General features: G+C 56.6%; 24 protein-coding genes and 4 tRNA genes. 19 read left to right on the plus strand and 9 right to left on the minus strand.

Annotation, left to right across the window (positions count from 1 at the left end; all coding sequences use genetic code 11):
- The first annotated feature begins 8 nt into the window (after window positions 1-8).
- From wecG to ACOTX4_RS16390, 6 genes are all read left to right on the plus strand, one after another.
- Window positions 9-749, plus strand: coding sequence for a lipopolysaccharide N-acetylmannosaminouronosyltransferase (gene wecG, locus ACOTX4_RS16365; protein WP_063937957.1), 741 nt, complete (start codon window positions 9-11; stop codon window positions 747-749).
- Between the two features lie 198 nt (window positions 750-947).
- A complete protein-coding gene (gene thrP / locus ACOTX4_RS16370; protein ID WP_023315180.1) occupies window positions 948-2,333 on the plus strand; it encodes a bifunctional threonine/serine APC transporter ThrP in 1,386 nt (461 codons plus the stop codon).
- A gap of 102 nt (window positions 2,334-2,435) precedes the next feature.
- Window positions 2,436-2,512, plus strand: a tRNA-Arg gene (locus ACOTX4_RS16375).
- A 67-nt stretch (window positions 2,513-2,579) separates the two neighbouring features.
- Window positions 2,580-2,655, plus strand: a tRNA-His gene (locus tag ACOTX4_RS16380).
- A gap of 21 nt (window positions 2,656-2,676) precedes the next feature.
- A tRNA-Leu gene (locus ACOTX4_RS16385) sits at window positions 2,677-2,763 on the plus strand.
- A gap of 44 nt (window positions 2,764-2,807) precedes the next feature.
- Window positions 2,808-2,884: transfer RNA gene (locus ACOTX4_RS16390), tRNA-Pro, on the plus strand.
- 505 nt (window positions 2,885-3,389) lie between these two features.
- Here the strand turns inward: ACOTX4_RS16390 and ACOTX4_RS16395 are convergent.
- The 5 genes from ACOTX4_RS16395 to hemC all read right to left on the minus strand — a co-directional run bounded on the left by ACOTX4_RS16395 (window position 3,390) and on the right by hemC (window position 8,862).
- Entirely contained in the window at window positions 3,390-4,601 is a 1,212-nt protein-coding gene (locus ACOTX4_RS16395; protein WP_063937955.1) for a hypothetical protein, read from the minus strand.
- Window positions 4,602-4,767: 166 nt separating this feature from the next.
- On the minus strand, window positions 4,768-5,967 hold the full coding sequence (gene hemY, locus ACOTX4_RS16400) for a protoheme IX biogenesis protein HemY (RefSeq protein WP_026080629.1): 1,200 nt from the start codon (window positions 5,965-5,967) through the stop codon (window positions 4,768-4,770).
- A 2-nt stretch (window positions 5,968-5,969) separates the two neighbouring features.
- Entirely contained in the window at window positions 5,970-7,163 is a 1,194-nt protein-coding gene (hemX, locus tag ACOTX4_RS16405) for a uroporphyrinogen-III C-methyltransferase (RefSeq protein WP_006812379.1), read from the minus strand.
- Between the two features lie 20 nt (window positions 7,164-7,183).
- The gene (hemD, locus tag ACOTX4_RS16410) at window positions 7,184-7,924 is read right to left on the minus strand and encodes a uroporphyrinogen-III synthase (RefSeq protein WP_045332949.1); all 741 of its coding nucleotides are present in this window, start codon (window positions 7,922-7,924) and stop codon (window positions 7,184-7,186) included.
- Entirely contained in the window at window positions 7,921-8,862 is a 942-nt protein-coding gene (gene hemC / locus ACOTX4_RS16415) for a hydroxymethylbilane synthase (protein ID WP_032634371.1), read from the minus strand. Before hemC ends, hemD begins: the two co-directional genes overlap by 4 nt.
- A gap of 350 nt (window positions 8,863-9,212) precedes the next feature.
- Here hemC and cyaA point away from each other — a divergent pair, with 350 nt between their 5' ends.
- Window positions 9,213-11,756 carry a class I adenylate cyclase gene (gene cyaA / locus ACOTX4_RS16420; RefSeq protein WP_023315185.1) on the plus strand — a complete coding sequence of 848 codons (2,544 nt, stop codon included), beginning with the start codon at window positions 9,213-9,215 and terminating at the stop codon, window positions 11,754-11,756.
- 91 nt (window positions 11,757-11,847) lie between these two features.
- On the opposite strand, the gene cyaY is transcribed toward cyaA, so the two are convergent.
- On the minus strand, window positions 11,848-12,168 hold the full coding sequence (cyaY, locus tag ACOTX4_RS16425) for an iron donor protein CyaY (RefSeq protein WP_003860816.1): 321 nt from the start codon (window positions 12,166-12,168) through the stop codon (window positions 11,848-11,850).
- 136 nt (window positions 12,169-12,304) lie between these two features.
- Here cyaY and lptM point away from each other — a divergent pair, with 136 nt between their 5' ends.
- The 8 genes from lptM (at window position 12,305) to corA (ending at window position 19,236) form a co-directional block, all read left to right on the plus strand.
- Complete coding sequence (lptM, locus tag ACOTX4_RS16430) at window positions 12,305-12,508, plus strand: LPS translocon maturation chaperone LptM (protein WP_003860815.1); 204 nt, start codon at window positions 12,305-12,307, stop codon at window positions 12,506-12,508.
- Between the two features lie 35 nt (window positions 12,509-12,543).
- The gene (gene dapF, locus ACOTX4_RS16435; RefSeq protein ID WP_022646661.1) at window positions 12,544-13,368 is read left to right on the plus strand and encodes a diaminopimelate epimerase; all 825 of its coding nucleotides are present in this window, start codon (window positions 12,544-12,546) and stop codon (window positions 13,366-13,368) included.
- Window positions 13,365-14,072, plus strand: a complete 708-nt coding sequence (locus tag ACOTX4_RS16440) for a DUF484 domain-containing protein (RefSeq protein ID WP_063937951.1) — start codon at window positions 13,365-13,367, stop codon at window positions 14,070-14,072. Before dapF ends, ACOTX4_RS16440 begins: the two co-directional genes overlap by 4 nt.
- Entirely contained in the window at window positions 14,069-14,971 is a 903-nt protein-coding gene (gene xerC, locus ACOTX4_RS16445) for a tyrosine recombinase XerC (RefSeq protein ID WP_023315186.1), read from the plus strand. The genes ACOTX4_RS16440 and xerC overlap by 4 nt, the downstream gene beginning before the upstream one ends.
- Window positions 14,971-15,687, plus strand: a complete 717-nt coding sequence (gene yigB / locus ACOTX4_RS16450) for a 5-amino-6-(5-phospho-D-ribitylamino)uracil phosphatase YigB (protein WP_003860811.1) — start codon at window positions 14,971-14,973, stop codon at window positions 15,685-15,687. The genes xerC and yigB overlap by 1 nt, the downstream gene beginning before the upstream one ends.
- 79 nt (window positions 15,688-15,766) lie before the next feature.
- Window positions 15,767-17,929 carry a DNA helicase II gene (gene uvrD, locus ACOTX4_RS16455; RefSeq protein ID WP_017383586.1) on the plus strand — a complete coding sequence of 721 codons (2,163 nt, stop codon included), beginning with the start codon at window positions 15,767-15,769 and terminating at the stop codon, window positions 17,927-17,929.
- Between the two features lie 149 nt (window positions 17,930-18,078).
- Window positions 18,079-18,135 (plus strand): YsgD/CorL family protein, encoded by a 57-nt coding sequence (gene ysgD, locus ACOTX4_RS16460; RefSeq protein ID WP_212743980.1) that lies wholly within the window; start codon window positions 18,079-18,081, stop codon window positions 18,133-18,135.
- 150 nt (window positions 18,136-18,285) lie between these two features.
- Window positions 18,286-19,236: a magnesium/cobalt transporter CorA gene (corA, locus tag ACOTX4_RS16465; RefSeq protein WP_032608220.1), complete on the plus strand. Its 951-nt coding sequence runs from the start codon at window positions 18,286-18,288 to the stop codon at window positions 19,234-19,236.
- A gap of 83 nt (window positions 19,237-19,319) precedes the next feature.
- On the opposite strand, the gene rarD is transcribed toward corA, so the two are convergent.
- A complete protein-coding gene (gene rarD, locus ACOTX4_RS16470) occupies window positions 19,320-20,216 on the minus strand; it encodes an EamA family transporter RarD (protein WP_017694744.1) in 897 nt (298 codons plus the stop codon).
- A 51-nt stretch (window positions 20,217-20,267) separates the two neighbouring features.
- A complete protein-coding gene (gene yigI, locus ACOTX4_RS16475) occupies window positions 20,268-20,735 on the minus strand; it encodes an acyl-CoA thioesterase YigI (RefSeq protein WP_006812366.1) in 468 nt (155 codons plus the stop codon).
- 160 nt (window positions 20,736-20,895) lie between these two features.
- Between yigI and pldA the strand changes: the two genes are divergently transcribed.
- From pldA to rhtC, 3 genes are all read left to right on the plus strand, one after another.
- Window positions 20,896-21,765 (plus strand): phospholipase A, encoded by an 870-nt coding sequence (pldA, locus tag ACOTX4_RS16480; protein ID WP_003860803.1) that lies wholly within the window; start codon window positions 20,896-20,898, stop codon window positions 21,763-21,765.
- A 90-nt stretch (window positions 21,766-21,855) separates the two neighbouring features.
- Window positions 21,856-23,685: an ATP-dependent DNA helicase RecQ gene (gene recQ, locus ACOTX4_RS16485; protein WP_003860800.1), complete on the plus strand. Its 1,830-nt coding sequence runs from the start codon at window positions 21,856-21,858 to the stop codon at window positions 23,683-23,685.
- A gap of 61 nt (window positions 23,686-23,746) precedes the next feature.
- On the plus strand, window positions 23,747-24,367 hold the full coding sequence (rhtC, locus tag ACOTX4_RS16490; protein WP_023323988.1) for a threonine export protein RhtC: 621 nt from the start codon (window positions 23,747-23,749) through the stop codon (window positions 24,365-24,367).
- On the opposite strand, the gene rhtB is transcribed toward rhtC, so the two are convergent.
- Window positions 24,364-24,984, minus strand: a complete 621-nt coding sequence (gene rhtB, locus ACOTX4_RS16495; RefSeq protein WP_003860798.1) for a homoserine/homoserine lactone efflux protein — start codon at window positions 24,982-24,984, stop codon at window positions 24,364-24,366. The two genes, rhtC and rhtB, sit on opposite strands and share 4 nt — an antisense overlap.
- 111 nt (window positions 24,985-25,095) lie before the next feature.
- On the opposite strand from rhtB, the gene pldB reads away from it, so the two are divergent.
- On the plus strand, window positions 25,096-26,088 hold the full coding sequence (gene pldB, locus ACOTX4_RS16500) for a lysophospholipase L2 (RefSeq protein ID WP_015570002.1): 993 nt from the start codon (window positions 25,096-25,098) through the stop codon (window positions 26,086-26,088).
- Window positions 26,089-26,092 lie beyond the last annotated feature (4 nt).

Below are 26,092 nucleotides of genomic sequence, written 5' to 3' on the forward strand. Positions count from 1 at the left end.
GGATTATCATGACGGATACAACTTCAGCCCCGCGTTATGCGCTGCGCGGGCTACAGCTGATTGGCTGGCGAGACATGCAGCACGCGCTGGATTTCCTGTTCGCGGACGGGCAGATGAAATCGGGCACGCTTGTGGCCATCAACGCAGAAAAAATGCTGGCGGTTGAAGATAATGCGGAAGTGAAAAGCCTGATTGAAGCCGCGGAGTTTAAATACGCAGACGGTATTAGCGTGGTGCGTTCAATTCGTAAAAAGTTTCCAGACGCTAATGTGTCTCGCGTGGCGGGAGCTGACCTTTGGGAGCGGCTTATGGAACGCGCAGGCGCTGAAGGCACACCGGTATTTTTGATCGGCGGCAAGCCAGAGGTGCTGGCGCAGACCGAACAAAAGCTGCGTAACCAGTGGAATGTTAACATCGTGGACAGTCAGGATGGCTATTTCAGGCCGGAAGATCGCCAGACGTTATATGAGCGCGTACGCGACAGTGGGGCGAAAATTGTCACTGTCGCCATGGGGTCGCCGCGCCAGGAAATTCTGATGCGCGATTGCCGTCTGGTCAGCCCGGATGCGCTCTATATGGGCGTCGGCGGCACCTACGACGTCTTTACCGGCCACGTTAAGCGTGCGCCCAAAGTCTGGCAAAACCTGGGGCTGGAGTGGCTCTACCGCCTGCTTTCTCAACCGACACGAATCAAACGACAGATCCGTCTTCTGCGCTACCTCGCCTGGCACTACACCGGGAAAATGTAATCAATATGCAGCGCGATCTGCTGTTCGCGCTGCAACGCCCCCTGCAAAGCTGCTGAATTTCTGTGCAATGCATTCATTTTTTTAATGCATTGTTTGCCATTTGCCAGAATTTAAGAAACCATTCGCTCCGTATTTCAGTACCCCTCAAAAACAATACCCGGCAATAAGTCGGGAAACAGCAAACACAACCGAGGAATTATGGCAGAGAAAAAACCGGAGCTTCAGCGTGGGCTGGAAGCTCGACATATTGAATTGATCGCGCTGGGCGGGACTATCGGCGTTGGCCTGTTTATGGGCTCGGCAAGCACGCTGAAATGGGCGGGGCCTTCCGTCCTGCTGGCGTATATTATTGCCGGACTGTTCGTCTTCTTCATCATGCGCTCAATGGGCGAAATGCTGTTCCTGGAGCCGGTAACGGGCTCTTTCGCCGTTTACGCCCACCGGTATATGAGCCCGTTCTTTGGTTATCTCACGGCCTGGTCGTACTGGTTTATGTGGATGGCCGTCGGGATTTCGGAGATCACCGCCATCGGGGTCTACGTGCAGTTCTGGTTCCCGGAGATGGCCCAGTGGATACCTGCGCTTATTGCCGTAGGGCTGGTGGCGCTGGCGAACCTTGCCGCCGTTCGTCTTTACGGTGAAATCGAGTTCTGGTTTGCGATGATCAAAGTTACCACCATCATCGTGATGATTGTTGTGGGTCTGGGTGTCATCTTCTTTGGCTTCGGTAACGGCGGGCACGCTGTCGGTTTCGGTAACCTGACCGGGCACGGCGGCTTCTTTGCGGGTGGCTGGAAGGGCTTTCTGACGGCGCTCTGTATCGTTGTCGCCTCCTATCAGGGCGTTGAGCTGATCGGCATTACCGCCGGTGAGGCGAAAAACCCGCAGGTCACACTGCGTAGCGCGGTAGGCAAGGTGCTGTGGCGTATCCTGATTTTCTATGTGGGCGCGATCTTCGTTATCGTGACCATTTTCCCATGGAACGAGATCGGCACCACCGGCAGCCCGTTTGTCCTAACTTTCGCTAAGATTGGCATCACGGCGGCAGCCGCCATTATCAACTTTGTGGTACTGACGGCGGCGCTTTCCGGCTGTAACAGCGGAATGTACAGCTGTGGGCGTATGCTTTACGCGCTCTCGCAAAACAAACAGCTGCCGGCTGTGATGGGCAAAGTCTCCCGCGTAGGTGTACCGGTGGCGGGCGTAGCCGTGTCGATTGTGATTTTGCTGATTGGCTCTTGCCTGAACTACATCATCCCAAATCCGCAGCGCGTGTTTGTTTACGTCTATAGCGCCAGCGTGCTGCCGGGGATGGTACCGTGGTTTGTCATTTTGATTAGCCAGTTGCGTTTCCGGCAGGCGCACAAAAAAGCGATCGCCAGCCATCCGTTCCGCTCCATTCTGTTCCCGTATGCGAACTATTTGACGATGGCGTTCCTGATTTGCGTATTAATTGGAATGTACTTTAATGAAGATACCCGCATGTCGCTGTTTGTCGGGATGATCTTCCTGGCTGCCGTCACAGCTGCATATAAACTTTTTGGCCTGGGTCGCCGTGGCTCCGCCCATAAAGTGGAGGAATAAGCGGCAAAATGTGCAAACCATAACCAAACGCGCATTTTTTTCAAAAAAGCACTAGACAGCGGGGACGGAGGTACGTAATATCCAGCCCCGCAACGGCGCTAAGCGCCCGTAGCTCAGCTGGATAGAGCGCTGCCCTCCGGAGGCAGAGGTCTCAGGTTCGAATCCTGTCGGGCGCGCCATTTTAGTCCCGGCGCTAGAGCTGCGGTGGTCTGAGAAGTAGTCAGAACCGCGTGAAAGAATACAGTGGTGGCTATAGCTCAGTTGGTAGAGCCCTGGATTGTGATTCCAGTTGTCGTGGGTTCGAATCCCATTAGCCACCCCATTATTGAAAGAGTTGTGAATTGCGAAGGTGGCGGAATTGGTAGACGCGCTAGCTTCAGGTGTTAGTGTTCTTACGGACGTGGGGGTTCAAGTCCCCCCCCTCGCACCACGACTTTTAATGAGTTGAACTAAAAATTCAAAAAAGCAGTACATCGGCGAGTAGCGCAGCTTGGTAGCGCAACTGGTTTGGGACCAGTGGGTCGGAGGTTCGAATCCTCTCTCGCCGACCAATTTTGAACCCCGCTTCGGCGGGGTTTTTTGTTTTCTGCGTTTTTTTATCCTGTAGTCATTTCCCGACAACACCCCACATCCTTGTCGCGATTCAGCGACATATAAACCATTAATATTTAAGTATTTATTATTTTACCTCTTAACCTGTCTCCTTGTGGCGACAGATCACCGACTTTAGCGCGATGTTGTATGGCTTCAGGCGGTTCTTAACAGCATAATTTCCTTTTATCTTAAAATGTTGCGCGATGTAAAAGTTCTGCGTGTAAACCTGGCACATTACATGCAATAATATGCGTGTAGATGCTCATTCCATCTCTTATGTTCGCCTTAAGGCCTCATAAACTCAGGAATGACGCAGAGCCGTTTACGGTGCTTATCGTCCACTGACAGATGTCGCTTCGGCCTCATCAGACACCATGGACACAACGTTGAGTGAAGCACCAAATATGTTGTCTTACAGACCTGTTTTAACGCCTGCTTTTATAGCAGGCGTTTTTTTATGCCTTATTCACGATAATGGGCCAGGACCAGCGCCACCAACAGCAGTGCGATAGCAGAGACAGCATATAGCGTCTGAGCCGCTCCCAATATCGTCGCTGTCATTGCGGCGAGGCCCGTAAAAAGGGAAGCGCTCAACGTTTGCCAGCGCCAGGCCTTACCGCTGGCAGCGGATATCTGTATAGCCTGAAAATTACTCAGTACCCCAAACGTACCCGCCGCAAAAACGATATTCGACGCCAGATGCGCGATAAAGATCATCCCCAGCGCAAGCACGACCCATGCGGATAAAAACGGAAGCAACCCATAGGCTGCCAGAAAAAGAGCAAGACAGCTAAGTAGCAAAGGCGATCTTGCTGCAAAGCGCGTCAGACTCTCTTTTCTGAGCAGCAAGGGGCCACAAAGCTGTCCCAGACTTCTGGCAAAAAGCAAGGGCAGCGCAAGCCCAGCGGCATTCTCGGGGTTGATCTGCTGCGCCAGTGCTGGCAGCAACGCCATTGCAGGCGAGCCTACGGCAGCAAGGGCAGGCAAAATCAGCAAACTGCGTTTTTGTCGAAGGGTCAGAGTTTGCCAGCGCAATGCCACAGGTTGAGGGTCCCCGACAGGCAACGATGCTGGACGCGCTACATACTGGCGTTCTGCGAGAAATAGCATGACCAGCGATCCCATAAAACTGGCGGCGTCGATGACCAGTAAGGCGAAGACCGGGATGCGCTGGAACAACACCACACCCAGCCCGGTTCCTAACAAAACCTGGGAGGCAAAAATCACATTTTCCAGACACGTTGCCGCAGGCAGTTCTGCCTCATGCAGTCCGCGTTTAAACAGAAGCGTTAACGCAGGCCAGCTCATCCCGCTCAGCAACGCTTCTGTGGATTGCACCGCAAGCAGCGCCGGTATGCTGTGGTAATGTGCGCCTGAAAGGGGAAAGAGCAGGGCGAGCAAGCCCAGCCATTCGGTCAGCATCAACAGGTAGAGAGGTGAAAACCGCTGGTACAGCTTTTCACCAATCAGGCTGCCGATAAAACCGGGCACCGTAGCAAAAAGGAAGGCGAGGGTTAACAGCGCTGACGGGGCTGACCACTGTAACAATAATCCGAAAACAACAACCTGGGTTAAGCCATTACCCAGGGCGCTAAAGATAAAGGCGCAGGCCAGCAGGCGGAGCCAGCGATGGCACCGCAGCGCTTCGAAAAGCGCATATAAAAGCGAGTTCATGACGATATCCTTTCAGAAACGGTTTATTCCACGCCGGTAAGCGCGTGTGCAAAAAAGGTTAAGGAAAAGACATCGTTACATTGGCGGGTTCGTTTGCAGGTAAGTGTTAAAAGAATGTAGCAGGAGAAATGAGATAAAAAAAGGAGGCCATCTGGCCTCCTTTTAATTACTGCTGCGTTCCGTTATTTTGCAACGTCAATAACAGCCCATCACGGCGCATAGCTGCGGCCTCTTCCGGCTTGTGCTGCTTGTCCAGCGAATCAGCAAGCCAGGCGTAATCAAATGCGTCCGGGCGTTGCTTCAGCGCGGCGCGGAAGGCGAGACTCGCCTCCTGCCACTCGCCGTGTTTCATCAGAGACTGGCCCAGCGTACTCCACAGCAGCGGACGATCGCCCACGGTTTTGATCTGCTGGCGCAGTGCTTTTTCAATTTGTTCCGGATTGTTGGTTTTCAGACGCGGGATGACCATCACCAGGCGGTCATCATACTGTCGCTTGAGACCGTCGAGGAGGATCTCCTGCGCGGTGTCATGGTCGTCACACTCAATCAGATGTTCTGCCATCGCAACCTGAAGAGGAACCTGCTGGCGCGTTTTGCGGCTCTGGTTTTTCCACCAGGTTTTCAGGCCGTCGCTGCCGAGATCGGCGCGCGCCTGATCCATCAGGCCAATCCAGGCCAGACGCTGAAGTTCATCACGATGTTCATCATCACCCACGTCGGCTTTCGCCATGGAAGGGATAATGTCCAGCAGCGAGCCCCATGCACCGGTCCGAATATATGCCTGCTCAGCAAGACGCAGCACTTCCGGATGACGAGGGGTAATTTCCAGCAGACGGTCAACGCCGTGACGTGCGGCATGGTTTTCATTGCGCGCCAGTTGCAGACGAACGCGGGTGATCTCAACCGGAATCGGATCCTTAGTAGAGAGCTCAGACGCGCGTTCAAGATGCTGATTGGCGCGGGCCTCATCGCCTCGCTGTTGCGCCGCCTCAGCGGCCAGCAGATAGTTAACAACCGGCTGTTCTGCATGGTCGGCATTTTTCGACATCAGCTTTTCAACCTGCTGATAGTCGCCTTCGGCCAGCTTCAGCAATGCCTGCTCGGTCTGCTTACGGGCGCGACGGCGCTTACGGCCAACGAACCAGCCGCGCGTATGTACGCCGGTACGGAAAATACGACGCAGGAGCCACTCCACTGCCAGCAGAACGACCACACCCAGGATCAGGATAATCACCAGCCCTGTTACGCTGGTTTCGATGTTGTAGTTATCGGTCTGGATCAATACGTAACCCTGGTGACCCGCAAGCATCGGCCCCAGTACAATCCCGGCGATCAGCAGGATGAAGAGTAAGAAGACTTTTAGCATCATTACTCTCCTTGCGGCGCGCTTTCAGGCGCTGGCGCGGCGGCAGGTGCTTCAGCCGGACGCTCTGCCGGAACGCCCGGCTGGGCCAGCAAGTTACGCACGCGCGTCTGCATGATCTTCTCCAGAATCGGCTGGCTTTCCAGCTTGTCCGGTACGTTCATGGTGATGTTTTGCTGGCTCAGCTTGTCGATATCCTCAAGGAACGCGGTCGTGGTTGCATCATTGGTATCGTAGTAAGCACGTACCCAGGTTGAAACGTTATCCAGCGCCTGTTTGTAGGTCTCTTCCTGGTGACGCGGCACGGCCTGCGCCGCGACCAACAGGCGGGAACGAATGTTTTCGCGTAGATAGACGTCCTGGTTCGGTGCCAGCAGCGGCACGGCAGTTTCATCGCGGCGGCGAATGGTTATAAAGCTGTCCATAAAGTTCTGCCAGCTCTTTTGCAGGTTGATACGCCATTCGCTCAGGGAACTGGACAGCTCGGTACCGTCGGAATCCATCGGAGAGTCATCGTCGTTGTTATCGGCCAGCTGAAGGTTATCAATCTGGTTCGAGAGCTGATTCACCTTAAGGATGATACCGTCGTAGTCGACCTGAGAAACCGCGGACAGGCTGGCGATATCTTCCGTAATAGCGCGGCGTGCGTTGATGAGGCTCGGATCGTTCATATCAGCCAGGCTTGCGTCGGCGCTTTTCAGCAGCGCGGCGGCGGTGGTGACATCCTGATCGCTCCAGAGCTTGCGCCCGGCCAGTTTCACCAGAAAATCGGCCTGTGAAAGTAGCCATGTTTTGGCATCGGTTCCCGAAATTGTGGCGACTTTTTCCTGCACTTCGCTCAGCTGTTTGGTCAACTCTTCACGTTTGCTGTTCGCGTCGGCGAGGGCGGCAGCCTGCTGTTTGATCACACCTTCCAGCTCAGCTTTTTGCGTCTCCTGCGCTTTCTGTAGGGCAGTGATTTGGTTAACCAGCGCGTCGCTGGTGGCCGTCTGGTTGGTGCCTTGTTTCTTCACCAGTCCGTAGAGACCCACGCCTGCGGCCAGCGCAATCGCGATGGCAATCACGCTCAGCGTGAGGCTGGTTTTATTGCTGCCGTTTTTCTTCTCAACGGTTGTGTCTGTCGTCTCTGGCTGTGACGTGGTGTCCACAGTCTCCCTGGTCTCTTCAACCACGGCGGAGGATTTTTCGTGTTCCGTCATTATGGCTTCCCATTTGAGAGTTATTGTAATGCGCGCAGCAGCGCATCGTTGTCGGCGTTTTCAGCGATCCGAATATCCTGCCAGCCCAGTTCCCGGGCGTGGTTCGCCAGACGCTCACTGACGACCAGAAGCCGACAGCGGAGTAACCAGTTTTCGCGATACCAAAGCGGAATCAGCGACCAAAGCTGTTGTAACATTTCACCGCTGGTGACCACCAGCGTATTAATACCGCGGGCGTGCCAGCGCATTGCTTCTTCCGCGCCATCATAGTGTTTTGCACAGCGCTGATAGCACTCCACAAACGTCACGTCTGCGCCGCGTTCGCGCAGCGTCTCGCCCAGCAGTTCGCGGCCACCGTTGCCGCGCAAAATAAGTGTGCGCTTTCCCGCAATGTTTTGTAATTCAGGTAATTGTAGCAAGACTTCGCTGATTTCCCGATCTAACGGGTAACGAACATCGATTCCGCTCGCGGTATGTAAGGCCAGCGCCGTAGTGCGCCCGATGGCGAAATAGCGGGGGGCGTGAGGCCAGCGAACGCCCTGTTGTTGCAGCTGCGCATGGGCAAACTCCACGGCATGCTGCGACAGCGCAAAGAGCAGATCGCCTTCCTGCAAGAGACGCATCTGGTCAGCGAGCTCAGGCAGCTCGCGACCGGGGGAGAATTCAATCAGCGGAAAACTCCAGGCCACCTGCCCCAGTGCGCGCAGACGGCTCACTAACTGCTCTCCTGCGGGAGAAGGGCGGGTGACAAGTATGCTCATGCAGGGGGCTCTCCGTTATAGACCTCGGCCAGAATTTCACGTGCGCCGTTATTCAGCAGCTCTTCCGCCAGCGATACGCCAAGCGCCTCGGCATCTTGCGGTTTGCCGCGACGTTCACCGCGAACCATATGCGAGCCGTCCGGCGCGCCAACCAGCGCACGCAGCCACAGTTCACCGTCAGTTAATTCAGCATAGCTGCCAATTGGCACCTGACAGCCTCCTTCGAGGCGTGTATTCATCGCGCGCTCGGCTTTTACGCGAACGGCGGTATCGTCATGATTCAGCGGCGCCAGCAGTGCCTGAGTGCGCACATCATCCAGACGACACTCAATGCCGACGGCGCCCTGGCCGACGGCGGGCAGCGACAGCTCCGGCGGCAACGCCACGCGAATGCGTTTTTCCAGCCCCAGGCGTTTCAGGCCCGCAACCGCAAGAATAATGGCATCGTAGTCGCCGTTATCCAGCTTGCCAAGGCGTGTGCCGACGTTCCCGCGCAGCGAACGGATCACCAGATCCGGGCGACGTTCAGCCAGCTGACACTGGCGGCGTAAACTTGACGTGCCGACCACGCTGCCTGCCGGCAACGCATCGAGCGAGTCATAGCGATTAGAGACAAACGCATCGCGCGGATCCTCGCGCTCGCAGATGGTCACCAGCCCCAGCCCTTCCGGGAACTCAACGGGCACATCCTTCATCGAATGCACGGCGATATCGGCGCGGTTCTCAAGCAATGCCAGCTCCAGCTCTTTGACAAACAGACCTTTTCCGCCCACTTTGGCCAGCGGCGTATCCAGTATGACATCGCCACGCGTAACCATTGGCACCAGCTCAACGCGTAATCCGGTGTGGCAGGCTTCCAGGCGCTGCTTAACATAATGTGCCTGCCAGAGTGCAAGAGGACTTTGGCGTGTGGCAATTCTCAAAACATTGTCTAACATGCTTGTTACCGTCATTATCAATCGCTAACCATCCTAACATTGTTGACACTCGGATGGCAGTTTTACGGTTGATGAAGAGTGAGAGGGACAGGGCGGCGTATTCGTCAGCCATCGCCGTATTCAGGAATTTACACGTACAGAACGGTGCTACACTTGTATGTAGCGCATCTTTCTTTACGGTCAACCGGCAAGGTGTTAAATTGATCACGTTTTAGACCATTTTTTCGTCTGTACCACCAGAAAAGCAAAAGGCGAAAAAAGGGTAACGGTTATTTTTTGAAATACTGCGGGTCCGCTGCTTTTTCTGTTCTGACTGGCATGCGACACCCGGAAACATCAGGCGATACGTCTTGTACCTCTATATTGAGACTCTGAAACAGAGACTGGATGCCATCAATCAATTGCGCGTGGATCGCGCGCTTGCTGCCATGGGCCCTGCTTTCCAGCAGGTATACAGTCTTCTGCCGACATTGTTGCACTATCACCATCCGCTAATGCCGGGTTACCTCGATGGTAACGTTCCCCAGGGCATTTGCCTCTTCACGCCTGATGAAACCCAACAGCATTACCTGACTGAACTTGAACTCTACCGTGGTATGCCGCCGCAGGATTCGCCGAAAGGCGAGCTGCCGATTACCGGGGTTTACTCCATGGGCAGCACATCATCGGTTGGGCAAAGCTGCTCTTCTGACCTGGATATCTGGGTCTGCCATCAGTCCTGGCTCGACAATGAAGAGCGCCAGCTGTTGCAGCGTAAATGCAGCCTGCTGGAGAGCTGGGCGGCGTCGCTCGGCGTGGAAGTGAGCTTCTTCCTGATTGATGAAAACCGTTTCCGCCATAACGAAAGCGGCAGTCTGGGTGGTGAAGACTGCGGCTCGACTCAGCACATCCTGTTGCTGGATGAGTTTTACCGTACTGCCGTTCGCCTGGCCGGGAAACGTATTCTGTGGAATATGGTGCCGTGCGATGAAGAAGAGAATTATGACGACTACGTCATGTCGCTTTACTCGCAGGGCGTTCTGACGCCAAACGAGTGGCTGGATCTGGGCGGCCTGAGCTCCCTGTCCGCCGAAGAGTACTTTGGCGCAAGCCTCTGGCAGCTTTATAAGAGCATTGATTCACCATACAAAGCGGTGCTGAAAACCCTGCTGCTGGAAGCTTACTCCTGGGAATACCCCACGCCGCGCCTGCTGGCGAAAGATATTAAACAGCGTCTGCACGACGGGGAGATCGTCTCCTACGGGCTTGATGCCTACTGCATGATGCTGGAACGCGTCACCGAATACCTGACAGCCATTGAGGACGCCACGCGTCTTGACCTGGTGCGTCGATGTTTCTATCTCAAAGTTTGTGAAAAACTGAGCCGCGAACGCGCCTGCGTGGGCTGGCGTCGTGAAGTCGTCAGCCAGTTAGTCAAAGAGTGGGGATGGGACGAAGCGCGTCTCGCCATGCTGGACAACCGCGCCAACTGGAAGATCGATCAGGTGCGCGAGGCGCACAACGAGCTGCTTGATGCGATGATGCAGAGCTACCGCAACCTGATCCGCTTTGCCCGCCGTAACAACCTTAGCGTTTCTGCCAGCCCACAGGATATCGGGGTGCTGACCCGTAAACTGTACGCCGCGTTTGAAGCGTTGCCGGGCAAGGTTACGCTGGTTAACCCACAGATTTCGCCTGACCTGTCTGAGCCGAATCTGACCTTTATCTACGTGCCGCCGGGCCGCGCAAACCGCACCGGGTGGTATCTGTACAACCGTGCGCCAAGCATGGATTCGATCATCAGCCATCAGCCGCTGGAATATAACCGCTATCTGAACAAGCTGGTGGCCTGGGCCTGGTTTAACGGCCTTCTCACCTCACGCACCCGGTTGTTTATCAAGGGTAACGAGGTGGTCGATTTAGCCAAGTTGCAGGAGATGGTGGCGGATGTCTCGCACCACTTCCCACTGCGTCTGCCTGCGCCGACGCCAAAGGCGCTCTACAGCCCGTGTGAGATCCGCCATCTGGCGATCATCGTCAACCTGGAATACGACCCGACGGCGGCCTTCCGCAATCAGGTGGTTCACTTTGACTTCCGCAAGCTGGACGTCTTTAGCTTCGGCGAGCAGCAAAACTGCCTGGTGGGTAGCGTGGATCTGCTGTACCGCAACTCGTGGAACGAAGTGCGTACCTTACACTTTAACGGCGAGCAGGCGATGATCGAGGCGCTGAAAACGATCCTCGGCAAGATGCACCAGGACGCCGCACCCCCGGACAGCGTGGAGGTGTTCTGCTACAGCCAGCACCTGCGCGGCCTGATTCGTACCCGCGTGCAGCAGCTGGTGTCTGAGTGCATCGAACTGCGTCTCTCCAGCACCCGTCAGGAAACCGGGCGCTTTAAAGCGCTGCGCGTCTCCGGCCAGACCTGGGGCCTGTTCTTTGAGCGCCTGAACGTGTCGGTGCAGAAGCTGGAGAACGCCATTGAATTCTACGGCGCGATTTCACACAACAAACTGCATGGCCTGTCGGTTCAGGTGGAAACCAATCACGTTAAGCTGCCGCAGGTGGTGGATGGCTTTGCGAGTGAAGGGATTATTCAGTTCTTCTTCGAAGAGTCGGGCGATAATGCCGGGTTTAACATCTACATTCTGGATGAAACCAACCGTGCCGAGGTGTATCACCACTGTGAAGGCAGCAAAGAGGAGCTGGTGCGCGACGTCAGCCGCTTCTATTCGTCTTCGCACGATCGCTTTACCTACGGCTCAAGTTTTATCAACTTCAACCTGCCGCAGTTCTACCAGATTGTGAATGTGGATGGGCGAGCGCAGGTGATCCCGTTCCGTACGCAGGCGATTACCACTGCGGCGCCCGCTAACCAGGAAACTGCGCCGCTGTTGCAGCAGTATTTTTCCTGAGGCTTTTCGCCGGGTGGCGCTATCGCTTACCCGGCCTACGGTTCGAGCCGCTGTAGGCCCGGTAAGGCGTAGCCGCCACCGGGCAACAAAACTACCTGAAACTCACGTCCTCACCCGCCTGCGCGGTCGCTGCCTGCTCCAGCAGATCCCAGAACGTTTCGCCGCTGCGGTCGCAGACCCACTCGTCACCTTTCAGATCAAAGTGATAGCCGCCCTGTTTCGCCGCCAGCCACACCTGGTGAAGCGGCTCCTGACGGTTAATAATAATCTTGCTGCCGTTTTCGAAGCTTAAGGTCAGGATCCCGCCGTTGATTTCACAATCGATATCGCTGTCGCCGTCCCAGTCGTCGATACGCTCTTCGATGGTCATCCACAGGGTATCGGCAAGGCGATGAAATTCACTGTCGTTCATGGTTTTATTCCTGTTTTTTCGTGATGGCGGCAGTATAACGCTAAATAATTCCCGTTGCAGGAAAGCGGCAAACTCTTGCTTTTGTGTCTTCTCCTGCGATGATAGAAACAGATTTGAACTTACGGGCAACCTCTACATGAAAAACGTCTTCCGAACGCTTGTCGTTCTTGTCACTCTGTTTAGCCTGACCGGCTGTGGACTGAAGGGACCACTGTACTTCCCGCCAGAGGATAAAAACGCACCACCGCCGACAAAACCGGTGCAAAGTGGTATCGAGTCATCTACGCCGGATACCAACGATCGCGGCAATAACGGCGGCCCGACTCAGGTCAATCTCTGACAATTACGTTCTGTACCCGCGCAATGGAGCAAATGATGCAGTTCTCTAAAATGCATGGCCTTGGCAACGACTTTATGGTCGTCGACGCGGTAACGCAGAATGTCTTTTTCTCCCCGGAACTGATCCGTCGTCTGGCGGATCGACACGTGGGCGTGGGGTTTGACCAGCTGCTGGTGGTGGAGCCGCCTTACGATCCTGACCTGGACTTTCACTATCGCATTTTTAACGCCGACGGCAGCGAAGTTTCCCAGTGCGGCAACGGCGCGCGCTGTTTTGCCCGCTTTGTACGGCTGAAAGGGCTGACCAACAAGCGCGATATCCGCGTCAGCACCGCCAATGGCCGGATGGTGCTCAGCGTCACCGACGACGAACTGGTGCGCGTGAACATGGGAGAGCCGAACTTCGAGCCCTCTGCCGTGCCGTTTCGCGCCAACAAAGCGGAAAAGACCTATATCATGCGTGCCGCCGAGCAGACAGTATTGTGCGGCGTCGTCTCAATGGGTAACCCGCACTGCGTGATTCAGGTGGATGATGTGCAAACCGCGGCGGTTGAAACGCTCGGCCCGGTGCTGGAAAGCCACGAGCGCTTCCCGGAGCGGGCGAACATCGGTTTCATGCAAGTGGTGAAGCGTGAACATATTCGCCTGCGGGTTTACGAGCGCGGCGCGGGCGAAACCCAGGCCTGCGGAAGCGGTGCCTGTGCGGCGGTGGCCGTCGGTATCTCACAGGGGTTACTGGCAGAAGAGGTTCGCGTGGAATTACCAGGCGGTCGGCTTGATATCGCCTGGAAAGGAGCGGGTCATCCACTGTACATGACTGGCCCGGCGACACATGTTTATGACGGGTTTATCCATCTATGAAGCAACCAGGGGAAGAACTGCGGGAACCTGTAACAGAGCTGGACGACAGCACTGTTGTGGATTATCTGCTGCACAATCCTGAGTTTTTTATCCGCAATGCACGCATCGTCGAACGGATGCGCGTGCCGCATCCGGTTCGCGAGACCGTGTCGCTGGTTGAATGGCACATGGCGCGCTCGCGCAACCACATCAATCAGCTCGAAGAGAACATGACGCTGCTGATGGAGCAGGCCAGCAATAACGAAAGCCTGTTCTACCGTCTTCTGCACCTTCAGGCGCGTCTGGCTTCCGCACACAGTCTCGAAGAGTTCCTCAACCGCTTCCACCGCTGGGCGCGCGAGCTGGGGCTGGCAGGCGCGACGATCCGTCTCTTCCCTGACCGCTGGCGCATTGGCGCGCCGTCCGGGTTTACCCATCTGGCGCTGAGCCGTCAGGCGTTTGAGCCGCTGCGCATTCAGCGTCTGGGCCATGAGCACCATTATCTGGGGCCGCTCAACGGGCCAGAACTGCTGGTGATGCTGCCGGAAGCCAAAGCTATCGGCTCGGTGGCGATGTCGCTGATGGGGCGCGATGGTGACCTGGGCGTGATGTTATTTACCAGCCGCGACGCGCATCACTATGAACAGGGGCAGGGTACGCAACTGTTGCAGGAGATCGCCCTGATGTTGCCTGAGTTGCTGGAGCGCTGGATTGAGCGCGTATGACGGACGGACTGCTCGCCACTGACGTCATCCGCTTTCTGCGCTATCTGGGCGTAGAACGCCAGCTCAGCCCTATTACGCTGCTCAACTATCAGCGTCAGCTTGATGCCATCATGCAGATTGCCGATGAAATCGGCCTGAAAAGCTGGCAACAATGTGACGCCGCCACGGTACGCGGGTTCGTCGTGCGTAGCCGTAAAAAAAATCTCAGCCCGGCGAGCCTGGCGCTCCGGCTCTCTGCCCTGCGCAGTTTCTTCGACTGGCTGGTCAGTCAGGGCGGTCTGAAAGCCAACCCGGCAAAAGGGATCGCCACGCCGAAAGCCCCGCGTCATCTGCCGAAAAATATCGACGTCGACGACGTAAACCGCCTGCTAGATATCGATCTTAACGATCCGCTGGCCGTTCGCGACCGCGCAATGCTGGAGGTGATGTACGGCGCGGGCCTGCGTCTCTCTGAGCTGGTGAACCTCGACTTGAAGCACCTCGATCTGGAATCCGGCGAGGTGTGGGTGATGGGCAAGGGCAGCAAAGAGCGCCGCCTGCCGATCGGCCGCAATGCGGTCTCCTGGATTGAGCACTGGCTGGACCTTCGCGGGCTGTTTGGCGCCGACGAAGATGCGCTGTTCCTGTCGAAACTCGGCAAGCGGATCTCGGCGCGTAACGTGCAGAAGCGCTTTGCGGAGTGGGGCATTAAGCAGGGGCTGAACAGCCACGTTCACCCCCACAAGCTGCGCCACTCCTTTGCGACGCACATGCTGGAATCAAGCGGCGACCTGCGCGGCGTACAGGAGCTGCTTGGTCACGCGAATCTGTCGACCACCCAAATCTATACCCACTTAGACTTCCAACACCTTGCCTCGGTGTATGACGCGGCGCATCCACGCGCCAAACGGGGGAAATAATGCGTTTTTACCGCCCACTTGGTCAGATCTCAGCCCTGACGTTTGATCTTGATGACACCCTTTACGACAATCGTCCGGTGATCCTGCGTACCGAGCAGGAGTCGCTGGCGTTTGTGCAGAACTACCATCCTGCGCTGAAAACAATGCAGAACAAAGATTTCCAGAAGCTGCGTCAGTCCCTGCGGGAAACCGAGCCGGAAATTTATCATGACGTGACCGAATGGCGCCGCCGTGCGGTTGAGCAGGCGATGCTCAATGCCGGCCTGAGCGCGCAGGACGCGGCCACGGGTGCCGAAGCGGCCATGGAAAACTTCGCCAAATGGCGCAGTCGGATCGACGTGCCGCAGGAGACCCACGACACGCTGGCGAAGCTCGCCGAAAAGTGGCCGCTGGTGGCCATCACCAACGGCAACGCTCAGCCTGAACTGTTTGGTCTGGGGAACTATTTTCAGTTCGTGCTGCGCGCGGGCCCGCACGGACGCTCGAAGCCGTTCAACGATATGTATCATCTGGCAGCGGAAAAACTGGATTTGCCGCTCGGTGAGATCCTGCACGTGGGCGACGACCTGACCACGGACGTCGCCGGGGCGATCCGCTGCGGCATGCAGGCCTGCTGGATCAAGCCGGAAAATGCCGATCTGATGACTACCCCGGATAGCCGTCTTCTGCCGCACGTGGAAATTTCACGGTTGGCATCCCTCACGACGCTGATATAATCATCAATTGTTCTGTATAAATTAACAGGGTTTTGGCGAATGGAAACATTTGCCTGCCCGCCATGACGTGACGGTGCCAATGGACGTTTCTTACCTGCTCGACAGCCTTAATGATAAACAGCGTGACGCGGTTGCCGCCTCGCGTACAAACCTGCTGGTACTGGCTGGAGCGGGCAGTGGTAAGACGCGCGTGCTGGTTCACCGTATCGCCTGGCTACAGAGCGTGGAGAACTGTTCGCCGTACTCGATTATGGCCGTGACGTTCACCAACAAGGCGGCGGCGGAGATGCGCCACCGTATCGCACAGCTGATGGGCACCAGCCAGGGCGGCATGTGGGTTGGCACCTTCCACGGCCTGGCGCACCGTCTGCTGCGCGCGCACCATATGGACGCTAACCTGCCGCAGGATTTCCAGATCCTCGACAGCGAAGATCAGCTGCGCCTGCTGAAACGCCTGATCAAGGCGATGAACCTCGACGAGAAGCAGTGGCCGCCGCGTCAGGCGATGTGGTACATCAACGGTCAGAAAGACGAAGGGCTGCGTCCGCATCATATTCAGAGCTTCGGTAACCCGGTCGAGCAGACCTGGCAGAACGTCTACAAGGCCTATCAGGAAGCGTGCGATCGCGCCGGTCTGGTGGATTTCGCCGAACTGCTGCTGCGTGCCCACGAGCTGTGGCTGAACAAACCGCATATCCTGCAACACTACCGTGAACGCTTTACCAACATCCTGGTGGACGAATTCCAGGATACCAACAACATCCAGTACGCCTGGATCCGCCTGCTGGCCGGGGATACCGGCAAGGTGATGATCGTAGGCGATGACGACCAGTCTATCTACGGCTGGCGCGGCGCGCAGGTGGAGAACATCCAGCGCTTCCTCAACGATTTCCCCGGCGCGCAAACCATCCGTCTGGAACAGAACTACCGTTCTACCAGCAACATTCTGAGCGCGGCCAACGCCCTGATTGAGAACAACAACGGGCGCCTGGGTAAAAAGCTGTGGACCGATGGCGTCGACGGCGAACCGATTTCGATTTACTGCGCCTTCAACGAGCTCGACGAAGCCCGCTTCGTGGTGAACCGCATTAAAACCTGGCAGGAGAACGGCGGCGCGCTGGAGCAGTGTGCCATTCTCTATCGCAGCAACGCCCAGTCGCGCGTGCTGGAAGAGGCGCTGTTGCAGGTGAGCATGCCGTACCGCATTTATGGCGGTATGCGCTTCTTCGAACGTCAGGAGATCAAAGATGCGCTCTCGTACTTGCGTCTGATTGCCAACCGTAACGACGATGCGGCATTTGAGCGCGTGGTGAACACACCGACGCGCGGCATCGGCGATCGTACGCTGGACGTGGTGCGTCAGGCTTCGCGCGATCGTCAGCTCACGTTGTGGCAGGCATGCCGCGAGCTGTTACAGGAAAAAGCCCTCGCCGGGCGCGCCGCCAGCGCATTGCAACGCTTCCTGGAGTTAATCGACGCGCTGGCGCAGGAAACGGCCGACATGCCGCTGCACGTCCAGACCGACCGGGTGATTAAAGATTCCGGCCTGCGCACCATGTACGAGCAGGAAAAAGGCGAGAAGGGCCAGACCCGTATTGAGAACTTAGAGGAACTGGTGACGGCAACGCGCCAGTTCAGCTACAACGAAGAAGACGAAGACCTGATGCCGTTGCAGGCATTCCTCTCTCACGCCGCGCTGGAGGCGGGTGAAGGGCAGGCCGATACCTGGCAGGATGCGGTTCAGCTGATGACCCTGCACTCCGCGAAAGGTCTGGAGTTCCCGCAGGTGTTCATCGTCGGGATGGAAGAGGGGATGTTCCCGAGCCAGATGTCGCTGGATGAAGGCGGGCGTCTGGAAGAGGAGCGTCGTCTGGCCTACGTGGGCGTGACCCGTGCGATGCAGAAACTGACTCTGACCTACGCGGAAACCCGCCGCCTGTACGGGAAAGAGGTGTATCACCGTCCGTCGCGCTTTATCGGCGAACTGCCGGAAGAGTGTGTGGAAGAGGTGCGCCTGCGCGCCAGCATCAGCCGTCCGGTCAGCCATCAGCGTATGGGCTCGCCGATCTCTGAAACCGACACCGGTTACAAGCTGGGCCAGCGCGTGCGCCACTCGAAGTTTGGCGAAGGCACCATCGTCAACCTGGAAGGCAGCGGCGAGCACAGCCGTTTGCAGGTAGCGTTCCAGGGGCAGGGGATCAAATGGCTGGTGGCAGCCTATGCCAAGCTGGAAAGTGTGTAACTTTCAGAAAAGTATCACTATTTTGTAATAATCTGCTAGCCTTATACGTTGAAGGTCAATTAATGCCCTTCAGCGTTCCGTTGCGTGTTGACGCCACAGTTATTGCTGGCGTAACATGCGCGCACGATTACGCTAAGAGGACATTCGCCTTGGACACACCCAGTAGATACTGGCTCAATTCCCTGTCATCCAGGAACAACTCCTAAGGCTATCTCCTCTTGCTGATGGCCTTAGTGGTTGTCAGCGACTGCATCATTCCCGTCGCGCTGAGTCAGGCTGTTTAATGGTCTGAAACCCAATTTGTTTCTGTGTGCCCACCGAACTGTCCGATATTTTTTGCATTGGGAGTCCCGGTCATGTTGAGCGCATTTCAACTCGAAAATAACCGACTGACTCGGCTTGAAGCCGAAGAGTCACAGCCCCTCATTGATGCCGTATGGGTGGATCTGGTCGAGCCGGACGACGATGAGCGCCTTCGCGTACAATCTGAACTGGGGCAAAGCCTGGCGACACGCCCGGAACTGGAAGACATCGAAGCATCCGCCCGTTTTTTTGAAGACGAAGACGGCCTGCACATTCACTCCTTCTTCTTTTTCGAGGATGCCGAAGACCACGCGGGGAACTCCACCGTGGCGTTTACCATCCGCGATGGCCGCCTGTTCACCCTGCGCGAGCGCGAACTGCCTGCGTTTCGTCTCTACCGTATGCGTGCCCGCAGCCAGGCGATGATGGACGGCAACGCTTATGAGCTGCTGCTGGATCTGTTCGAAACCAAAATCGAACAGCTGGCGGATGAAATCGAAAACATCTACAGCGACCTGGAAAAGCTGAGCCGCGTGATCATGGAAGGCCATCAGGGCGATGAGTACGACGAAGCGTTGTCCACGCTGGCTGAGCTGGAAGATATCGGCTGGAAGGTGCGTTTGTGTCTGATGGATACCCAGCGCGCGCTGAACTTCCTGGTGCGCAAGGCGCGTCTGCCGGGCGGTCAGCTGGAGCAGGCGCGTGAGATCTTACGCGATATCGAATCCCTGCTGCCGCACAACGAATCCCTGTTCCAGAAGGTCAACTTCCTGATGCAGGCGGCGATGGGCTTCATCAACATCGAGCAGAACCGCATCATCAAGATCTTCTCGGTGGTGTCCGTGGTGTTCCTGCCGCCGACGCTGGTAGCCTCCAGCTACGGGATGAACTTCGAGTTTATGCCGGAACTGAAGTGGAGCTTTGGCTACCCGGGGGCGATTATCTTTATGATCCTCGCCGGGCTGGCGCCGTATCTCTATTTTAAACGCCGGAACTGGCTGTAAAAATCTGGCGGGTGGCGCTGCGCTTACCCGCCCTACGATCGAATTCCCTCTCCCTGTGGGAGAGGGTTAGGGTGAGGGCAACATCACAGCCCTTTGCGCACCCTGCGCTGGGTATAAATCGCATCCGCAACAAAGATGGCCAGCGCCACCCAGATAAAGGCGAACGTCACCATCTTATCCGCACCCGGCACCTCGCCGTAAAACACCACCGCCAGCAGGAACATCAGCGTCGGGCCAATGTACTGGAAGAAGCCCAACGTGGAGAGGCGCAGACGCGTTGCCGCGCCGGTGAAGCACAGCAGGGGAATCGTCGTGACCACGCCCGCGGCCATCAGCATCAGGTTCAGCGACCATGGGTTGCTGCCCATATGGCTGGTGGCGCTGTCGGCAATACCGAACAGGTAGATCGCGGCGACAGGCAGCAGCCACAGGGTTTCAAACAGCATTCCCGTCTGCGCTTCCACGGCGATTTTTTTACGCACCAGGCCGTAGAAGGCAAAGCTGAACGCCAGCCCCAGGGCGATAACCGGCAGTGAGCCGAAGGTCCACAGCTGTACCAGCACGCCGCAGAAGGCCAGAATCACTGCCACCCACTGCATCCGGCGAAAGCGCTCGCCGAGGAAAATCATCCCCAGCAAAATATTGACCAGCGGGTTAATAAAGTAGCCCAGGCTGGCTTCGAGCATGTGATGGTTATTCACCGCCCAGATAAACAGCAGCCAGTTTCCGCCAATCAGCACCGCAGAGAGGGCGAGCAGGAAGACCTTCTTCGGGGTTTTCAGCAGCGTTTTGACGCCTGACCACTGACGGCTGATACTCATCAGCGCAATCATGAAGAAAAACGACCAGATGACGCGGTGAGTGAGGATCTCGTCCGCCGGAACATAGGCAATAAGTTTGAAGTACGCCGGTGCTATACCCCAAATAAAATAAGCGGCAAGGGCGAGTAAAACGCCCTGCCGCGTCTGTTTAGCATCCATCGGGAAAATCCGTTACAAAAAAGTGAAGTAATTTTACCCGAATTTGCCGTCTCAACCCACCATATAAGTGGCGGTTGCGCTGGCGATATAAACCTGCTCCTCGTTATGCAGCTCAACGCGGGCGACGGCAACTTTATTCCCGGCGCGCAGCAGGCTGCTGGTACAGGTGAAGCGGTTTCCGCGTCCTGGGCGCAGGTAGTCGACGCGTAAATCGATGGTGCCCATGCGCGACAGGCGCTGGCGTAATTCATCTTCGTTGATGGTGTCGTGGCGCGTCAGCGTGCTGCCCACGCACACCAGACCGGCCGCCACGTCCAGCGCGGAGGCAATTACCCCGCCGTGCAAAATGCTTTGCGCCCAGTTACCGACCATCATTGGCTGATTATTGAAACTCAGCTGAGCGAAGTCTTTTTCGTATCGCTCCAGCTCAAGACCCAGTGCACGGTTGAACGGCATGTGGTACACAAAAATCTCGCCCACGAGCTTTAAGGTTTCTTCGGCGGTGAGTGTGGCTGACATCTGACGTGGCATCCTTGTTGTTAACAAAATGTTGATTTTATGCTTCAGGATAAAGGAATGCCACTTTAAGAAACGAGGAAGCGGAAGTTATCGCAGAAGTCTGTAGAATGCCCGGACAAAACTATTCATTAAATGTCACCATTTCAGGAGAACACCACCGATGCGGACGTATCTGGGTTGGTTACTGGCGGCGGTTGCGCTGCCCCTCACAGCATATGCGCAGGAAGCGACGATCAAAGAGGTGCATGATAAACCTGCCGTTAAGGGCAGCATCATCGCCAATATGCTTCAGGAGCATGACAATCCGTTCACGCTGTACCCGTATGACACAAACTACGTGATCTACACCCAGACCAGCGATCTCAACAAAGAGGCGATAAGCTCCTATAACTGGTCTGATAATGCGCGTAAAGATGAGGTGAAGTTCCAGCTCAGCCTCGCCTTCCCGTTCTGGCGCGGCATCCTGGGGCCGAACTCGGTACTTGGCGCGTCCTACACGCAGAAGTCATGGTGGCAGCTCTCCAACAGCGGGGAATCATCACCGTTCCGCGAAACCAACTATGAACCGCAGCTGTTCCTCGGTTTCGCCACCGATTATGAGTTTGCAGGCTGGACGCTGCGAGACGTGGAGGTGGGCTATAACCACGATTCCAACGGTCGTTCCGACCCAACCTCACGCAGCTGGAACCGCATCTATACGCGTCTGATGGCGCAGAACGGCAATTTCATGGTGGAAGTGAAGCCGTGGTACGTAGTAGGCAGCACCGATGACAACCCGGATATCACCAAATACATGGGCTACTATCAGCTTAAGGTGGGCTATCAGCTGGGTGACGCGGTGCTGAGCGCCAAAGGCCAGTACAACTGGAATACCGGCTACGGCGGTGCAGAGCTGGGCCTGAGCTACCCGGTAACGAAACACGTTCGTCTCTATACTCAGGTGTATAGCGGGTACGGCGAATCGCTGATCGACTACAACTTCAACCAGACCCGCGTCGGTGTGGGCGTCATGCTGAACGATATTTTCTAAGCTGCTCGAATGTTTTTGCGTTAAACGTTGAAGTTTCTCTCTCAGGCGCTGAAAATAGCGCCTGTTTCATTTCTGGCATATGGGGTTAACGTGGCGCAGGCGGAAGTATTGAATCAGGAATCGCTGGCTAAACAGGTTTTGCATGAAACCTTTGGCTACCAGCAGTTCCGTCCTGGCCAGGAAACCATCATTGAAACCGTGCTGGAAGGCCGCGATTGCCTGGTGGTCATGCCGACCGGCGGCGGTAAATCGCTCTGCTATCAGGTGCCCGCGCTGGTGCTTAATGGCCTGACGGTTGTGGTATCACCCCTTATTTCCCTGATGAAAGACCAGGTCGACCAGCTGCTCGCCAACGGCGTGGCGGCGGCCTGTCTTAACTCAACGCAAACTCGCGAGCAGCAGCAAGAGGTGATGGCCGGGTGCCGCACCGGACAGGTTCGCCTGCTGTATATCGCGCCAGAGCGCCTGATGCTGGACAACTTCCTCGACCACCTGGCGCACTGGAACCCGGTGCTGCTGGCGGTGGATGAAGCGCACTGTATCTCCCAGTGGGGGCACGATTTCCGCCCGGAATACGCCGCCCTCGGCCAGCTTCGTCAGCGCTTCCCCGAGCTACCGTTTATGGCGCTTACCGCCACGGCGGACGACACCACGCGTCAGGACATCGTTCGCCTGCTGGGACTGAACGACCCGTATATTCAGGTCAGCAGCTTCGACCGCCCGAACATCCGCTATATGCTGATGGAAAAGTTCAAGCCGCTGGATCAGCTCCTGCGCTACGTGCAGGAGCAGCGCGGCAAGTCCGGCATCATCTACTGCAACAGCCGCGCAAAGGTGGAAGACACCGCTGCGCGTCTGCAAAATCGCGGCTTTAGCGCGGCGGCATACCATGCCGGGTTAGAGAACCACATCCGCGCCGATGTGCAGGAAAAATTCCAGCGCGACGACCTGCAAATCGTGGTCGCAACGGTGGCGTTCGGGATGGGGATCAATAAGCCCAACGTGCGCTTTGTGGTGCATTTCGACATTCCGCGCAATATCGAATCCTACTATCAGGAGACCGGCCGCGCCGGGCGTGACGGCCTGCCTGCGGAAGCGATGCTGTTTTACGACCCGGCGGATATGGCGTGGCTGCGCCGCTGTCTGGAAGAGAAACCGCAGGGGCAGTTGCAGGATATCGAACGCCACAAGCTTAACGCGATGGGGGCCTTCGCCGAAGCGCAAACCTGCCGCCGTCTGGTGCTGCTCAACTACTTTGGTGAAGGGCGTCAGGCGCCGTGCGGCAACTGCGATATCTGCCTCGACCCGCCGAAGCAGTACGATGGCCTGATGGACGCGCGCAAAGCGCTCTCGACTATCGGACGCGTGAACCAGCGCTTTGGGATGGGCTACGTCGTTGAAGTGCTGCGCGGGGCTAACAACCAGCGTATCCGCGATATGGGTCACGACAAGCTGCCGGTTTACGGCATCGGGAAAGACCAGAGCCATGAGCACTGGGTGAGTATTATCCGCCAGCTGATCCACCTCGGCTTTGCCACGCAAAATATTGCCCAGCACTCTGCGCTTCAACTGACCGAAGCGGCGCGACCGGTCCTGCGTGGCGAGGTTGAACTGAAGCTCGCCGTTCCGCGCGTCGTCGCCCTGAAGCCGCGCGTGATGCAAAAATCCTACGGCGGTAACTACGACCGCAAGCTGTTCGCCAAGCTGCGTAAGCTGCGTAAAGCTATTGCCGATGAAGAGAACATCCCGCCATACGTGGTGTTCAACGACGCGACGCTGATCGAGATGGCCGAGCAAATGCCGCTCAGCGCCAGCGAGATGCTCAGCGTCAACGGCGTCGGCACGCGCAAGCTGGAGCGCTTCGGTAAAGAGTTTATGGCGCTCATCCGTTCCCACGCTGATGGTGATGATGAGGAGTAGTCAGCCGGGCGAAAAAGTGCCAGGATGGTGACTCACTGTATTATTTCCCCGCGAGCTAATTATGTTAATGCTATTTCTCACCGTGGCGTTAGTGCACATCGTTGCGCTGATGAGCCCAGGCCCTGATTTTTTCTTCGTGTCGCAAACGGCCGTCAGCCGCTCCCGCAAAGAGGCGATGATGGGTGTGCTCGGTATTACCATGGGCGTCATGGTCTGGGCGGCGGTTGCGCTGCTCGGTCTGAACCTGATCCTGGCGAAAATGGCGTGGCTGCATAACATCATTATGGTTGGCGGCGGTCTGTACCTGTGCTGGATGGGCTACCAGATGCTGCGCGGGGCGCTGAAGAAAGAAGAGAACAAGCCGGAAGAGCCAAAGGTTGAGCTGGCAACGGGCGGCCGTAGCTTTGTGAAAGGGCTGCTGACCAACCTGGCGAACCCGAAAGCAATTATTTACTTCGGCTCGGTATTCTCGCTGTTTGTGGGGGATAACGTCGGCGCGGGCGCGCGCTGGGGGATCTTCCTGCTGATCGTTGTGGAAACGTTCGCCTGGTTTACCGTTGTGGCAAGCCTGTTTGCCTTACCGGCGATGCGTCGCGGCTACCAGCGCATCGCGAAGTGGATCGACGGCTTCGCCGGCGCGTTGTTCGCCGGCTTCGGCATTCATCTCATCATTTCTCGTTAAGCATGACGCGCTGACGCAAGCAGCGCGCCAACCAGCATAAACAGCGAACCAAAGACTTTGTTCAGGGCCTTCATCTGCTTAGGCCCTTTGATCCACGCCGCAATTCGCTGCGCCAGCGTCGCGTAACCAATCATCACAATGATATCGACAATAATGGTGGTTGCGCCCAGCACCACGTACTGCATCACCTGTGGCTGATGCGGCACGATAAACTGCGGGAACAGGGCGGCGAGGAACACGATGCTTTTCGGGTTGGTCAGGTTAACGAACACCGCGCGCTTAAACAGGTGGCCGCGTGTTTGCGTCCGGGAGAGCGTATGCAGATCAATCGAGCCAGCGGCGCGCCACTGCTGAATACCCAGCCAGATAAGATACGCTGCGCCAGCCCATTTCAGCACCTCGAAGGCCAGCACCGAACGGGAGAACAGCGTGCCCAGACCAATCCCCACCAGCACAATATGAATGCCAAGCCCGGTCTGTAAACCGGCGATTGACGCCACCGCGCCGCGATAGCCGTGATTAATGGAGGTGGTCATGGTGTTGATTGCGCCCGAGCCAGGTGAAAGGCTGAGGATGATGGATGTCAGCAGGTAGGCGAACCACCACTCGAAGGTCATTTGAAACTCCCGGATCGTCTGTTTTTATGCCACAATACGCTATTGTTGAGTCATTTTGTGACCGGTGACGAAAAAAACGATATTCCCTGAATTACGGGGGGTGGAAACCCAATGTTTCAGCAGAAAAAGGACTGGGAAACACGAGAAAACGCATTTGCTGCTTTCTCCATGGGGCCGCTGACCGATTTCTGGCGCCAGCGTGAGGAAGATGAGTTTATGGGCGTCGGGGAAATCCCGGTACGCTTCGTTCGTTTCCGTGATGAAAAAAATGACCGGGTGATTGTGGTCTGCCCCGGGCGCATCGAAAGCTATATCAAATATGCCGAGCTGGCGTATGACCTGTTCCATCTGGGCTTTGATGTGTTAATTATCGACCATCGCGGGCAGGGGCTTTCCGGCCGGATGTTACCGGATACCCATCGCGGCCACGTGGATAACTTCAGCGATTACGTCGACGATCTGGCCGCGTTCTGGCAGCAGGAAGTGCAGCCCGGACCGTGGCGCAAGCGTTATATTCTTGCCCACTCCATGGGGGGCGCGATCTCGACGTTGTTTTTGCAGCGCCATAAGCACCAGTGCGACGCCATTGCGCTGACCGCGCCGATGTACGGCATTGTGATACGTTTTCCTGACTGGATGGTGCGCCATCTTCTCGACTGGGCTGAGGGCCATCAGCGCATTCGAGAAGGCTATGCCATCGGAACAGGACGCTGGCGGGCGTTACCGTTTGCCATCAACGTGTTAACCCACAGTCGGCAGCGTTATCGGCGCAACCTGCGTTTTTATGCCGATGAACCGCGTCTGCGGGTCGGCGGCCCCACCTGGCACTGGGTGCGGGAAGGTATTCATGCCGGTGAACAGGTGCTGGCAGGCGTAGGCGATGATGACACGCCGACGCTCCTGATCCAGGCGGAAGAAGAGCGTGTGGTGGATAACCGCATGCATGACCGCTATTGTGAACTTCGCGCCGCTGCGGGCCATCCCTGTGAAGGGGGTAAACCGCTGGTCATCAACGGTGCGTACCATGAGATCCTTTTTGAAAAGGACGCTATGCGCTCAGTCGCGCTCAACGCCATTGTTGAATTTTTCAACAGGCATAACTGATTAT

This window comes from Enterobacter cloacae complex sp. IR5459, from assembly GCF_049238005.1.
Lineage (GTDB): Bacteria > Pseudomonadota > Gammaproteobacteria > Enterobacterales > Enterobacteriaceae > Enterobacter > Enterobacter hormaechei_C.